The sequence below is a fragment of the Nostoc sp. MS1 genome (assembly GCF_019976755.1).
Taxonomy (GTDB): domain Bacteria; phylum Cyanobacteriota; class Cyanobacteriia; order Cyanobacteriales; family Nostocaceae; genus Trichormus.
Genome location: NZ_AP023441.1, coordinates 3,569,314 through 3,582,297 on the forward strand (window position 1 = coordinate 3,569,314; position 12,984 = coordinate 3,582,297).

At 40.2% G+C, this 12,984-nt stretch carries 13 protein-coding genes; 8 read left to right on the forward strand and 5 right to left on the reverse strand.

Annotation, left to right across the window (positions count from 1 at the left end):
• Window positions 1-106 precede the first annotated feature (106 nt).
• The 3 genes from NSMS1_RS35335 to NSMS1_RS15415 all read left to right on the forward strand — a co-directional run bounded on the left by NSMS1_RS35335 (window position 107) and on the right by NSMS1_RS15415 (window position 2,533).
• Window positions 107-937: a WGxxGxxG-CTERM domain-containing protein gene (locus tag NSMS1_RS35335; RefSeq protein ID WP_317986597.1), complete on the forward strand. Its 831-nt coding sequence runs from the start codon at window positions 107-109 to the stop codon at window positions 935-937.
• 113 nt (window positions 938-1,050) lie between these two features.
• Window positions 1,051-2,022, forward strand: a complete 972-nt coding sequence (locus NSMS1_RS15410) for an acetamidase/formamidase family protein (RefSeq protein ID WP_224095037.1) — start codon at window positions 1,051-1,053, stop codon at window positions 2,020-2,022.
• Between the two features lie 139 nt (window positions 2,023-2,161).
• Entirely contained in the window at window positions 2,162-2,533 is a 372-nt protein-coding gene (locus NSMS1_RS15415; RefSeq protein WP_224085394.1) for a sulfite exporter TauE/SafE family protein, read from the forward strand.
• Window positions 2,534-2,675: 142 nt separating this feature from the next.
• Here the strand turns inward: NSMS1_RS15415 and NSMS1_RS15420 are convergent, their stop codons facing one another.
• On the reverse strand, window positions 2,676-3,917 hold the full coding sequence (locus tag NSMS1_RS15420) for an HhoA/HhoB/HtrA family serine endopeptidase (protein ID WP_224085395.1): 1,242 nt from the start codon (window positions 3,915-3,917) through the stop codon (window positions 2,676-2,678).
• 213 nt (window positions 3,918-4,130) lie between these two features.
• A complete protein-coding gene (locus NSMS1_RS15425; protein ID WP_224085397.1) occupies window positions 4,131-4,484 on the reverse strand; it encodes a DUF6717 family protein in 354 nt (117 codons plus the stop codon).
• Window positions 4,485-4,579: 95 nt separating this feature from the next.
• On the opposite strand from NSMS1_RS15425, the gene egtC reads away from it, so the two are divergent.
• Both egtC and egtB read left to right on the forward strand, forming a co-directional pair.
• Entirely contained in the window at window positions 4,580-5,368 is a 789-nt protein-coding gene (gene egtC, locus NSMS1_RS15430) for an ergothioneine biosynthesis protein EgtC (RefSeq protein ID WP_224085399.1), read from the forward strand.
• The gene (gene egtB / locus NSMS1_RS15435) at window positions 5,343-6,587 is read left to right on the forward strand and encodes an ergothioneine biosynthesis protein EgtB (protein WP_224085400.1); all 1,245 of its coding nucleotides are present in this window, start codon (window positions 5,343-5,345) and stop codon (window positions 6,585-6,587) included. The genes egtC and egtB overlap by 26 nt, the downstream gene beginning before the upstream one ends.
• A gap of 27 nt (window positions 6,588-6,614) precedes the next feature.
• Here egtB and NSMS1_RS15440 read toward each other — a convergent pair whose 3' ends face one another.
• From NSMS1_RS15440 to NSMS1_RS15450, 3 genes are all read right to left on the reverse strand, one after another.
• Window positions 6,615-6,845, reverse strand: coding sequence for a hypothetical protein (locus NSMS1_RS15440; protein ID WP_224095241.1), 231 nt, complete (start codon window positions 6,843-6,845; stop codon window positions 6,615-6,617).
• 451 nt (window positions 6,846-7,296) lie between these two features.
• Window positions 7,297-8,760: a D-alanyl-D-alanine carboxypeptidase/D-alanyl-D-alanine-endopeptidase gene (gene dacB / locus NSMS1_RS15445; RefSeq protein WP_224085401.1), complete on the reverse strand. Its 1,464-nt coding sequence runs from the start codon at window positions 8,758-8,760 to the stop codon at window positions 7,297-7,299.
• Between the two features lie 133 nt (window positions 8,761-8,893).
• Entirely contained in the window at window positions 8,894-10,300 is a 1,407-nt protein-coding gene (locus NSMS1_RS15450) for a DICT sensory domain-containing protein (protein ID WP_224085402.1), read from the reverse strand.
• 342 nt (window positions 10,301-10,642) lie between these two features.
• Between NSMS1_RS15450 and NSMS1_RS15455 the strand changes: the two genes are divergently transcribed.
• The 3 genes from NSMS1_RS15455 (at window position 10,643) to NSMS1_RS15465 (ending at window position 12,932) form a co-directional block, all read left to right on the forward strand.
• Entirely contained in the window at window positions 10,643-10,930 is a 288-nt protein-coding gene (locus NSMS1_RS15455) for a glutaredoxin family protein (RefSeq protein WP_224085403.1), read from the forward strand.
• A gap of 32 nt (window positions 10,931-10,962) precedes the next feature.
• Window positions 10,963-12,447: a UDP-N-acetylmuramoyl-L-alanyl-D-glutamate--2,6-diaminopimelate ligase gene (locus tag NSMS1_RS15460; RefSeq protein ID WP_224085404.1), complete on the forward strand. Its 1,485-nt coding sequence runs from the start codon at window positions 10,963-10,965 to the stop codon at window positions 12,445-12,447.
• A 164-nt stretch (window positions 12,448-12,611) separates the two neighbouring features.
• A complete protein-coding gene (locus NSMS1_RS15465; RefSeq protein ID WP_224085405.1) occupies window positions 12,612-12,932 on the forward strand; it encodes a hypothetical protein in 321 nt (106 codons plus the stop codon).
• Window positions 12,933-12,984 lie beyond the last annotated feature (52 nt).

A 12,984-nucleotide genomic window follows, 5' to 3' on the forward strand; every position in this document is an offset into this window, starting at 1 on the left:
GCCTTATTTTGCAATGTTTGGCATCAGGATAGTGGTTAATAAATGCTATCCAGCATCTTGAGCGGTTTAAATCACAGCATCTAGAACATATTAAGGAACCAGAAGCATGAAAACCTCTAATTTATCTAAGTCTGTTTTAGCTAGTTTATTTGCTATCAGTTTCGCTGCTGTTGCATATCTCCCTGTTTCTGCTCAAACTGGAAGCAGTGGTGCTTCAGGTACATCAGGTACTTCAGGAACTAGCACTGGTACAGGTACTACTGGGACAGGTACTTCAGGAACTAGCACTGGTACAGGTACTACTGGGACAGGTACTTCAGGAACTAGCACTGGTACAGGCACTACCGGGACAGGTACTTCAGGAACTAGCACTGGTACAGGCACTACAGGTACTGGAACCACAGGTAGTTATGGTACAGGTACAACAGGTACAGGCACTGGCACTACAGGTACAGGTACAACAGGCACTGGCACTACAGGTAGTTATGGTACAGGTACAACAGGCACTGGCACTACAGGTAGTTATGGTACAGGTACAACAGGCACTGGCACTACAGGTAGTTATGGTACAGGTACAACAGGTACAGGCACTGGCACTACAGGTACTGGCACTACAGGTACTGGTACAGGTACAACAGGTACAGGCACTGGCACAGATACAACAGGCACAGGTAGCACCAGCACTTATGGCACAGGTACAGGAACAACAGGTACAGGCACTGGCACTACAGGTACTGATACACCCGGAACTGGAACTACAGGTAGTACATCATACCAAGGAACTAGCGATGTAAGGGGCGATCGCAATCATAATAATTGGGGTTGGTTAGGTCTGCTTGGTTTGGCTGGTTTAGCAGGTCTGGCTCGTAAACGCCACGAAGCCACAGCTTACCGCGATCCTAATGAAGTACGTTCTGGCTCTGGTACTAGATTATAAATAAGTTTTGAGATAAACGAAAAGCCCTTACTGTGTCTGGTAAGGGCTTTTTTATTGAGAACATATACACAAATTCAGGTATCTTAAGCAAGAATACTTGTTCACCCATAGCGATGAGCCACCATATCTTAAAAGCCACTAAATCAACTGTGCATTTAGGTGGTTTCTCTCATCTACTAGAACCCGCCTTAAAGGTAGATTCTGGGGACACCATTGATGTAGAAACATACACTGGTTATTATATTCACGATAAAGCACCATCAGAGTTTCTTACACCTCAATTCCTTGATATCTGTCAAAATCTACCACCAGAACGTAAAATTGCCGCAGGGCCGCATTTACTCACAGGGCCGATATATGTGCGTGATGCTGAACCAGGAGATGTTTTAGAAGTAAGATTAGAAGCGATCGCACCTAGTTTACCAGTTGGATTTAATGCCATCCGTTCAGGTTGGGGAGCCTTACCCAATCAATTTACTCAACCCGCTTTAAGATTTATCCCCCTAGATTTAGTTAACAATACGGCTGAATTTCCTGTAAATAGTGGTATTAAAATTCCTCTTAAACCTTTTTTTGGTATCCTTGGTGTCGCCACCCCAGAAGATTCTCGCTCATCTGTTCCCCCTGGATATTATGGCGGTAATATCGACAACCGTGAACTGCAAGCAGGCTCGCGCATATTCTTGCCTATTTTCGTTCCTGGCGCATTATTTTCTATTGGTGATGGACATTCAGCGCAAGGAGATGGGGAAGTTAATGTAACTGCGATAGAAACTTCTATGAATGGACGTATCCATTTGAAACTTCGCAAAGATTTGCATTTTGCCACACCTATTGCAGAAACGCCGACTGATATTATCACAATGGGGTTTGCACCAACTTTAGATGCAGCTTTAGAACAAGCTTTGAAAAATATGCTTGATTTTCTGGAACGGTTTGTTAATTTGTCTCCAGAAGATGCTTATGTTTTATGTAGTTTAGCGGTAAATTTTCGCATAACTCAAGTGGTTAACAGTCCAAATAAAGGTGTGCATGGTTTGCTATCTAAAGCAATCTTACAAAATTCAAAATTACAATTGCTATAAATCAATGTGACTTCTATGTAGCTATTATAATTCGTTGATTCTTAGTCTCTGTACAATGGGTTATGTCTACATTGATTTTCAAAAGTAATGATGAATCCTATAGAATCAGTTTGTAATTAACGAAAGAACTCGATTTTCTATGTCTAATATAATTGTTCAAATGTTACTGATTGGGCTAGTTGCTGGCGTTGCTGGGGGAATGTTTGGTATTGGTGGCGGAGCAATTATGGTTCCAGCAATGGTGTTATTGGTGGGAATGGATCAAAAATTTGCCACTGGTACATCAATTGCAGCCCAAATTTTACCAATTGGGCTTTTAGGCGCAGCAGTTTATTATCGTAGTGGGAATATTAATTTTAAATATGCTCTATTAATTGCAGTAGGCTTATTAGTTGGCAACTTATTTGGAGCCATATTTGCCAATCAGCCATTTATTACTAGCGAAACCATGAAAAAACTTTACGGCTTATTTTTATTAGTCATTGGTTTCAGATATTTGTTTTTCCGTTAATAAAGGGAGTGAGAAGTAGGGAAGGTGAGAAAGAGTTATTATTTATTTTGTCTTTCTCATCTCCCTAATTAATAACATGCGAGAAGATAAATTAAATCTGCTCTCTCAATTCAAAATCAAATAATTTTGAATTAATAACTCCCTAATCTACCTGCTGAGTGGGGAAAGAACCAGCTTGTATGGCTAAGTTGACGCTTCTGCCATTACGCCATAATTCGAGTTGTAGTTGCCCACCGACTCCCACATTTTCTACGGCACTCTGTACATTGTTAGCATTTGTAACTGCTTGGCCATTCAATTTTTGAATAACATCACCAGCGCGTAGTCCTGCTTTTGCGGCTGGAGAATTAGGCAGAACTTTGACAACTAAAACACCTTTATCTGTATCTACGCTCAAACCACTATTGGGGTCAGAGTTGATGGTTTCTTTGAGTTGCGGTGTTAAGCCTACCATTTGAATACCCAGGTAAGCGTGCTGTACTTTGCCTGTAGATATAAGTTGATTAGAAATACGTTGTGCTGTTTTGATAGGGATAGCAAAGCCTAAACCTTGTGCGCCTTGAATAATAGCAGTATTCATACCAATTACTTCACCACGGGAATTCAGCAAGGGGCCGCCGGAGTTACCAGGATTAATTGCTGCATCAGTTTGAATATATTCTACGCGCTTATCGGGTGCGCCAATTTGATTACTGGTGCGTCCGGTAGCGCTGATGATACCTGTGGTGACTGTATTATCTAAACCTAAAGGATTACCAATTGCGATCGCCCATTGTCCTGGTTGCAGTTTATCGGAATTACCCACTGTAACAGTGGGTAAATTATTAGCCTGAATCTTGACAACAGCTACATCTGTTAAACTATCTTTACCCAATACTTTACCTGGGAAACTGCGCCCATCTGTGAGGATGACTCGCACCGTATCCGCACCATCAACGACGTGAGCATTAGTCAGAATACTACCATTGGCATTAATAATAAAACCAGAACCCGTACCCCGTTCAACTCTCTGTTGTTGTTGAGGTAGTTGGGAACCGAAGAAGCGCTGGAAAAATGGATCATTTAATTCGGCTGGTAAGCGAGCTGTAACAGTCCGGGAAGATTCAATACGCACTACAGCCGGGCCAACCCTTTGTACTACCTGAGTAACAAAGTTAGGATCTGCGTTGTCTGGTAGTGGGGGTGCAGCATCTACTCGGCTCACCGCCAAGCTAGAAGCTTTCTGCGCCAACTGCTGCTGATTTCCAGCCAAATATCCGCCAGCCAACGTCATACCAGATCCCAGCAGCACTAACGATAGAGATGCAGCTGCGCCCTTCCAATGTGCATGATTACGGTTTTGAGGATTTAACGGTTGAGATTCATCGTGTACTTGGTTTTGCATAGCAGTGTGCAGAGAAATCTATACTTATTACTACTTTAGATATTATTTATGACAGTTTTGTTGCTTTGTTGTTGCTTTTTTGTGAAAAGTTGCAAATTTTACCTAGTCTTTAAGTGGTAATGGGAGGATTTTTCTTTTTGCTGATCTATCGATATAAATACTCAAAGGAAGAAGCCATAACCGGATATAAAAAATTTTCTTTCGACTTCTTTATCAAGAAGAATATAAACTTTCTGCTTTACAATATATTTTTTCTGGTGGTTGATTAAAGTATTTAAACAACGCTGGACATAGCCATCCTTCTAGACTTCTCTGCTTCCACGTATACCAATTTCCGCCATATTCTTCCCTAAGCCAAGTCAATTCTACTTGATAACCAGGAAAAGGACTAGCAGAAAATAAAAGCTTAAACCCCTCATCAACATTAGGGATTTCTTGAATCAAAACCTCAATCATTTCTGGGACACCACTAACAAATGGTTCCTGCACTAAACCCATACGCTCATCATCAAATACCCAAGTTTGATTGTGGCGATAGGGAAAAATTACCATTATTGAGTTAGTCATTGTTAGATAGAAGATGATAGAAATTTACGTATATATTGAGTAAAAGCTACAAACACAGTTTATTCTATACAAGAATTAGAAAAAATTCTTTCATCATGTGCCGTCTACTTGCTTACCTGGGTTCGCCTGTTTCCTTAGAACATCTGTTGTATAAACCGGAACATTCATTGATAGTTCAAAGCTATCAACCCCGTGAGATGACTTCTGGTGTAGTAAATGCAGATGGCTTTGGTGTTGGTTGGTATCATCCACAAAAGGATACTGACCCTTTTACTTACAAAAATACTCTCCCCATTTGGAATGATATCAATTTACCAAGTCTCAGCCGTTATGTAGAATCTAAGTGTGTGCTGGCTTATGTTCGCAGTGCGACACCAGGACAAGCTCTAGATTTTGCCAACTGTCAGCCATTTAATTATGAAAATTTGTTATTTATTCATAATGGACGCATTGAAAATTTTCGCAAAAGCTTACATCGAAAAATCCGTAGTATTTTAACTCCTGATTTTTACGAACGTATCAATGGTAGTACAGATTCAGAACATATATTTGCATTGTTACTTTCACAAATTGAAAATAATAAACATCGTCCTTTAGAGTCAGTTTTACGTAATACTTTACTTTTGCTTGCAGATATGGCAAAACGTCATCAAGTAGATGCGTCTGCAAATGTAATTTTTAGTAATGGTAAACGTCTAATAGCTTCCCGTTTTGCTTCCTCTTCAAAATCACCGTCGCTTTACTGGTTAAAAGATGATTTAATGTTTCCCAATTCTGTCATTATTGCATCTGAACCCTTATTTGCAGGTAATTGGACTACCTGTCCAGAAAACAGCATTATCAGTGTAGGAGAAGACTGTGATATCAAAGTTGCCAACATCTAGCCTGAAAGATTATATTGCTTTTGCTTTGGAGGAATGCCGCAGTAAAACTCTAAATTTATTTGTAGATATGGATGCAGCTACATTTTCTAGCCAAGCGCATCATGATTTTAGTCCTGTAGGCTGGCATTTGGGACACATCGCCTATATAGAATCTTTTTGGATATTAGAACATAGTGCAGGTTTACCATGTTTATTTCCCCAATATCGCAAATTATTTGCTGCTGATGGTTTACCTAAATCCCAACGAGTTCAATTACCACAAATAGCAGAAATTATTTATTATTTAAAAACAGTAAGAACCAAGGTTCTGGAATATTTAGAAGTAGCTGATATTCAACAACAAGAAAGACTGTGGCGATTTTTGGTTCAGCACGAAAGCCAGCACTGTGAAATCATTCGTATGGTGTTGGAGTTAGTCAATAGTCAACTGCAAATAGTCAATAGTCAACTGTTAACTGTTGAAGAGATGGTGCAAATTCCCGCAGGTGAGTTTGAGTTGGGTAATGATTCTATGGATGCTTTAGATAACGAGCGTCCTGCACATAGAATTTGTTTAGATAGTTATTGGATTGATCGTTATCCTGTAACTTGTGGCGAATATCAGGTATTTATGGAGGCTGGAGGGTATCAAAATATTGAATGGTGGTCTGTGGAAGGTTGGGAATGGTTACAAACTGAACAGGTAACACAACCACTTTACTGGAATAGCGATCGCCTCCGGCGGGGCGAGCATCGTCGCACACCAAATAATCATCCCGTTTATGGTGTCAGTTGGTACGAAGCTGAGGCTTATTCTCGATTTGTTGGTAAACGCCTACCTACAGAAGCTGAATGGGAAAAAGCTGCTAGTTGGGACGCTAAAGCTAACCGTCACCGCACCTATCCTTGGGGAGAAGACACACCAACGCTTCAACATTGTAATTACGATGGGTTGAAAACCACCCCAGTCAATGCTTACCCACAAGGGCAAAGTGCTTATGGTTTATACGACACCTTGGGTAACGTCTGGGAATGGACAGCCTCCTGGTTTGATGGCTACCAAGGTTTTGCCAGTTACCCATACAAGGGCTACTCACAAGTTTATTTTGACCAAAAACATCGCGTGTTAAAAGGCGGTAGTTGGGCTTCTCGTCCTTGGGTATTACGTTCTAGTTTCCGCAACTGGTATTATCCCCAAGTGCGTCAGATTTTTGCTGGGTTTCGTTGTGTTAAGGATTAGAAACTGAGGCAAAACTTAACTCTATACTTAGGCTGAACGAGCGATCGCTAAATCGCGGATAAGATTAGTTCTAGACCATAGATAGCTGTTCACAGAACTAATTTCTTCGCTGCTGAGAACTTGTTGACTATCAAGCTGCGTCAACAATTGCTTAACCAAATCTGAATCACTCAGCTTGAGAAGCGTAGCGGATTGGGTTTGTTCAACCAAAGACCAAAGTTGACGCAGTATTTTTGAGTCTAAAGGGCAGATTCTCATCATAACTTCTCCTGCCTACATAAAGGTGTCTTCGACAATCTAAAGAGAATCTTAAATCTTTAAATCTAAAGAAAACCTTAAATTTTACAAAAATTCACTAATTAGATGTAAATCTAAATAAAAGCTTAAATATCTTAATTCAAACGGGGTCAGCCATATAAAGACCCTGAACATCAATATTAATAAAGCGTCAACCTCTATTTGCGTAGAAGTTGGCGCTTTATTTTGGGAGTGGGGAGTGGGGGTAATACGGTTCGGTTAAAGGGGAAAGGCGAAGGGGAAAAGAGAAGAAAAAACCTTTAACCCTTACCCTTTAACCTTTTCCCTAAACCAATTATTAGTTCAAAATGCTTATCCGAACCGTATTGGGAGTGGGGGGAGATGAGGAAGATGGGGAAGCAGAGGAGAAAAAACAACTGTCAACTGTTAACTGTCAATTGTCAATTGCCTCCTAACAAGTCCTTAACTGTGCCAACAAGACAACAATCTCGTCAATTGCTTGCCGTAAAACGCTTGCAGGTTGGTCAGATTGATTTACCATAATGCTAAAAACTAACGGTGGATATTGAGGCGAGTTGACATAGCCAGAGAGAGCGATCGCACCGCTTAATGTGCCGGTTTTTGCTTGTACAATTCCCTCAGCCGGAGTATTACGCAAGCGGTTGATGAGAGTACCACTTTTCCCAGCCATAGGTAACGAAGCGCGATATATATCTGCTACTGGTGTTTTAGCCATGCCTTGCAAAGTCTGTACTAACGCTTCTGGTGTGACTAAACTACGCCGAGATAAACCAGAACCATCTGCTAAAACGTAACCAGTAGAATCAACACCTAATTTATTTAAAGTCGTTTTAACAACTTCTAAACCAATATCAGCACTACTTTTATTCTGCACTCCAGGTTGTTTAAAAGCCAATGTTCTTAACAAAGCCTCAGCATACAGATTATTACTATTTTGATTAGTCTCTATCACTAATTCAGATAAAAGTGGCGACTCTACAGCAGCTAATTCCTGTTGATTAGCAGCACTATTAGCAACTAATGTATTCCCTAAATTAATTTTTTCTGTTGCTAAAATAGTACGGAAACGCCGCAAGAAATAATAATTGGGGTCAACTACAGGTAAGTCTACTAAATATGGTTCAGAATCAGCTGCAACTTGTCCTTGAATACGCAATATTTTTCCTGTTAAATCGCGGGTAACATTAATATAACTTGGTTGTTTGGCTGCTACTGTCACGGATTGATTTACAATCAACCATTGTTGTGATTCACTGCTATCCTTCCATAACAATTTCGGAGTTTTGCCGACAGTTTGAGGAACAAATTCTAAGCCAAATATATTTTGATTCAGGATAAAACTACTAACTGGCGCACCATAATCTGCTTGTATATCTTCCCATTGCCAAGTCGAGTTAACAGCATCACCTTGAATGTAACTATCATCAAGAATTAATTGTTTAATTTGGGTGATACCCTTCTGTTTTAATTGTTGTGCTAACGCTTGCAACTGAGTATCATTCAGGCTGGGATCTCCCCTACCAACAACAGTTAAATTACCATCCTCATTTTGATAAATTGAAGTACGAATCCGAAAATCTGCCCCTAGTTGTTGTAATGCAACAGCAGTGGTTAATAATTTAGCATTAGAAGCGGGAATGAAAAATTTCTGAGCATCCCGACTGTACAAAGTTTGTCCTGATGATAAAGGTGCTACTAAAATACCCCAGCGTACACGATTAAATAAAGGACGATTAACTATTGCATCTATAGAAGTTCCTAATTGCGCCGGACAAATTGATTTTGTAGTACTTGTGGGTATGGTTGGAGTTTGGGCTTTAACTAGCTGCTGGTTAACACTAACTTGCACACTAATAAATAGCGCCATCAAGCTCAGAGATATTTTTTTGGACATATCAAGGTTGTAAAACTATTTGTTAACGGGGAACAGGGAACAAGAAATAGGGAACAGAGTAGGTGTTGGACGCTTATTTAAACCCCGTCCAACACAATCGCCCCAAGGAGTGGGGTTTCTGACCTAAAAATCCCTACTCCTGTTTTCCTATTTTCATCTGTACTATAAAAATAGAGCCTTCATCAACCTTGCTTTTAACATTAATAGAACCCCCAGAATGCCATAACAATCTTTGGACAATTGTGAGTCCTAAACCTGCGCCATCCTCGTGAATTATTCCTGATCGCACACGATAAAAGCAGTCAAATATTTTGGGGATTTCACTTTCAGTAATACCGATACCTGTGTCACGAATTTCTAGTTGGACATATTCACCTTGTACTTTAGCTCTAACCCATACTTGACCACCATTGGGTGTAAATTTGAGACTATTATTTAACAAATTAATCACAATTTGCCGTAATCCCCCATTAACACACCAAACAGTTGGTAAATCGGTGGGTATGGTGTAGCCTAGCATGATGCCTTTTTCTTGAGCGACTGGTTGATAAGTGCTAACTACTCCCGGTACAATCTCGGAAAGTTTGACTAACTCTAACGCTGCATCTTCTAAATTATGCTCTAATTCTATTAAAGCCATTAAACCTGTAATCAAAACACCTTGGCGATCGCACTGGGTATTGAGCATTTGTAAATAACGCTGTCGTTGGTGGGGTTTGAGGGTTGGCGAATTTAACAGCGAAAGTGCAGTTTTCATCTGCGTTAAGGGTGTACGCAATTCTTGACACACATTAGTTAAATATTCATCTTTGAGGCGCTCTTTGGTTTGCAGTTCTTGATTTTGCTGCTGTAATTTCGCTACACGCTCAACACCAACTCGACGATTAAGTTCAGTTTGTCGCTGGAGTTGTTTAGTGAGAAGCTGGCTAACGAGTGCTGGTTCACAAACAGTTGGACAGATAAAGTCCTTTGGCGCTATTGCTTGTGAGTTGTTGAAATTCGTTTTGTTAATGCCATCTAATACACGTTGAATAACTTTGTTATCAATCGAGGTAATAGTGAACAATGGTTGATTTTTACTGTTATTTCTTTTTTCGAAATCACTAACTTTATTGGTTTTACGCGGTCTATAAGCTACAATCAAACTGCAAAAATTTGCCGACAGTGCTATTAAAAAATATTCCCGTTGAATCTGATTATTTGGTGTTAATTCTATATCAGAATAATTTTTAGATAAATTAGATAAAGATGTGAAATTTTCTTCTTCTAACCCTGTTTTTTTACCCTCAACGTGACAATTGTAAATATAACTCGATTCACCCATAAATGAGTAATAACGAATTAGCTCTGTAGTCCAAATCTTTCCCGGTGGGAGTTTTACCCACAAAGTTGTACTTAGTTGCTGCTCAATTAGTAAATCTATTTGCGCTCTCACCAGTGATAGCAATGTAGCTGGATCAAGAGCTACCGTTTGAGCATGTGCTTCTGTTCCTAAAGCTAGCTGATAAATGGAAAAATCTTTATGCAGAGAGTCATTCATGAGTTCAGCGAAATCAATAAAATTCAGGGGAAGGTAAAATAATTATTTGTTTAATCAGGCTGAGGAAAACTAAGTTCATTAGTTTGAACTATTATTTAGTAAATGTTTACATTAGGTTTAATTTTTGTAATATAAATTGATTTACTATTGGTTTGAAAATTTTCAAAATATTCCCCATATATGTTTTTTACATAAAAGCTAGGTAAATACAATAAATTATAAAGACAAAAGTTTTAATTATTGCTAGATGTAATATAAATAATTAAATTATGTTGCTGAGATTATATATTTACCATGTATTTTTTACAATGGCATGATGTTTTGGATTGTAGTATTGAGTAAATGCGATTAATTTTATACAGTAAACCCGGTTGTCACTTATGTGAGGGCTTGCAGGAAAAACTAGAACAGATCCAAAATTTGAGTTTTGAGTTAGAAATTCGTGACATTACAACTCGTGAAGATTGGTTCGCTGCATATGAGTATGAGATTCCTGTGCTTTATCTGGTAAAGCCTGGAGACGATGAAGCGCAAGCTTTACCCCGCCCTTCACCCCGTGCTAACGTCCAGCAATTAGCGCAAATGTTATCTAAGTATTTAGCCAATTCGGAAAAAAATAATGCAGAATAGGCGCAAGAAAGGCGTGTGTCGAGGTTCACAAGATGAAATTGCGGGAATTACTAGCGACAGTAAACAGTGTTGAAGTACCATCAGCTTTGGCGGATGCTGAGGTTAAAGGCATCAAAACCAATTCTCATGCTTGCAGTGCAGGGGATTTGTTTATAGGTATGCCGGGAACGCGGGTAGATGGGGGAGAATTTTGGCCGAGTGCGATCGCTTCCGGTGCGATCGCGGCTATTGTCTCTCCGCAAGCAGTGGAAAAGAATCCTCCCAATGATGAGGCGGTTGTAATTAGCGCTAACGACATGACTAAAGCTTGTGCAGAAATCGCCGCAGCATTTTATGCTTATCCTGGGCAGAAGCTCAAGCTGGTGGGTGTCACTGGTACTAACGGTAAAACTACAACTACTCATCTGATTGAATTTTTCCTTAACAAAGCTCAATTATCTACGGCTTTGATGGGAACACTTTACACTCGTTGGCCTGGGTTTGAGCAAACAGCCACCCACACCACACCCTTCGCCGTAGAACTACAACAACAGCTATCACATGCTGTTAATGCTGGGTGCGAATTTGGCGTGATGGAAGTTAGTTCCCACGCATTAGCACAAGGTCGGGTGCTTGGTTGTCCCTTTGAGGTGGGGGTATTTAGCAACCTCACCCAAGACCACTTGGACTATCACAGCGACATGGAAGATTACTTTGCTGCAAAGGCGTTGTTATTTAGTCCTGATTACCTTAAAGGTAGGGCTATTATCAATGCTGATGATGCTTATGGTCAAAGATTAATCAAGGCACTGAGTCCTGAAAAGGTGTGGAGTTATAGCGTTAACGATAGCAGCGCTGACTTGTGGATGAGTGATTTGAGTTATGGGTCTAATGGTGTGAGTGGAATCCTGCACACACCAGAAGGGCAAGTATCTTTTAGTTCGCCCCTGGTTGGTCAATATAATTTAGAAAATCTGTTAGCGGCTGTCGGTGCAGTTCTACATTTAGGCTTAGATTTACAATTAATCGCCAATAGCATACCAGAGTTTCCTGGTGTTCCTGGACGGATGGAGCGGGTGCAGATTAATTCTGACCAAGATATTAGCGTGATTGTGGATTATGCCCATACTCCTGATAGCTTAGAAAACTTACTCAAAGCTGCTAGACCATTTATTTCAGGGAGAATGATTTGCGTCTTTGGCTGTGGTGGCGATCGCGATCGCACCAAGCGCCCAAAAATGGGTAAAATCGCAGCCGAGTTAGCAGATTTAGCCGTAGTAACTTCAGATAACCCCCGCACTGAAGACCCACAACGAATTTTAGCTGATATTCTTGATGGAATCCCTGATACAGTGGAACCAAAAGTAATAGGCGATCGCGCGATCGCAATTCGTACCGCCATTTTACAAGCCCAACCCGGTGACGGCGTACTCCTAGCTGGCAAAGGTCACGAAGACTACCAAATTCTCGGTACAGAAAAAATCCATTTTGATGATCGAGAACACGCACGCGCCGCTTTGTTGGAAAGAGGGAAATAATGAGGGATTAGGGTTTGAGTCCCAAAGTTCCTTGTAAAAGTTGGTAATGGGTAATAGGTAATGGTAAAAACCAATACTTGTTACTTATTACCTGCGGGTGATATAAAGATTCTTAATTACGAATAACGAATTAGGAATTTAGGTTTGAAGATGCAGTAGAATTGATGCCGGGAATCTTGGTATATGACATAACCAAACTTATGGAAACCACAAAGCTCAAAATCTGTCAGCTAGAGGCGACTCAAGAATGGTTGTGTTTAGATTCAATGGCCTACATTGCCGAGTGTTTAGAATTTTGTACCTCTGAGGATATGCTGGCTGATTTGCGGGAGATTTTTCCCCGTCATTCCTTAACAGTAGCTAGTGTAAAAGTTTGCGAATTACAAAGAAAGCGCATTCAAAAATGGCTCAAAGAACAAAATAGAGAAGGACAAGATACAATTGCACCTCACCAAGTTGTGCAGAATGTTCAAGCACAGCCATAACAACGTCATTATATATTTTTAGTTGTCGATGCCTGGAAGCCGGAAAGTAGAA

What these genes read in the sequence shown, in the direction of transcription:
- NSMS1_RS35335 (WP_317986597.1), top strand. Translation starts at nt 107, where the DNA reads ATGAAAACCTCTAATTTATCTAAGTCTGTTTTAGCTAGTTTATTTGCT.
- NSMS1_RS15410 (WP_224095037.1), top strand. Translation starts at nt 1,051, where the DNA reads ATGAGCCACCATATCTTAAAAGCCACTAAATCAACTGTGCATTTAGGT.
- NSMS1_RS15415 (WP_224085394.1), top strand. Translation starts at nt 2,162, where the DNA reads ATGTCTAATATAATTGTTCAAATGTTACTGATTGGGCTAGTTGCTGGC.
- NSMS1_RS15420 (WP_224085395.1), bottom strand. Translation starts at nt 3,917, where the DNA reads ATGCAAAACCAAGTACACGATGAATCTCAACCGTTAAATCCTCAAAAC.
- NSMS1_RS15425 (WP_224085397.1), bottom strand. Translation starts at nt 4,484, where the DNA reads ATGACTAACTCAATAATGGTAATTTTTCCCTATCGCCACAATCAAACT.
- egtC (WP_224085399.1), top strand. Translation starts at nt 4,580, where the DNA reads ATGTGCCGTCTACTTGCTTACCTGGGTTCGCCTGTTTCCTTAGAACAT.
- NSMS1_RS15440 (WP_224095241.1), bottom strand. Translation starts at nt 6,845, where the DNA reads ATGAGAATCTGCCCTTTAGACTCAAAAATACTGCGTCAACTTTGGTCT.
- dacB (WP_224085401.1), bottom strand. Translation starts at nt 8,760, where the DNA reads ATGTCCAAAAAAATATCTCTGAGCTTGATGGCGCTATTTATTAGTGTG.
- NSMS1_RS15450 (WP_224085402.1), bottom strand. Translation starts at nt 10,300, where the DNA reads ATGAATGACTCTCTGCATAAAGATTTTTCCATTTATCAGCTAGCTTTA.
- NSMS1_RS15455 (WP_224085403.1), top strand. Translation starts at nt 10,643, where the DNA reads ATGCGATTAATTTTATACAGTAAACCCGGTTGTCACTTATGTGAGGGC.
- NSMS1_RS15460 (WP_224085404.1), top strand. Translation starts at nt 10,963, where the DNA reads ATGAAATTGCGGGAATTACTAGCGACAGTAAACAGTGTTGAAGTACCA.
- NSMS1_RS15465 (WP_224085405.1), top strand. Translation starts at nt 12,612, where the DNA reads ATGCCGGGAATCTTGGTATATGACATAACCAAACTTATGGAAACCACA.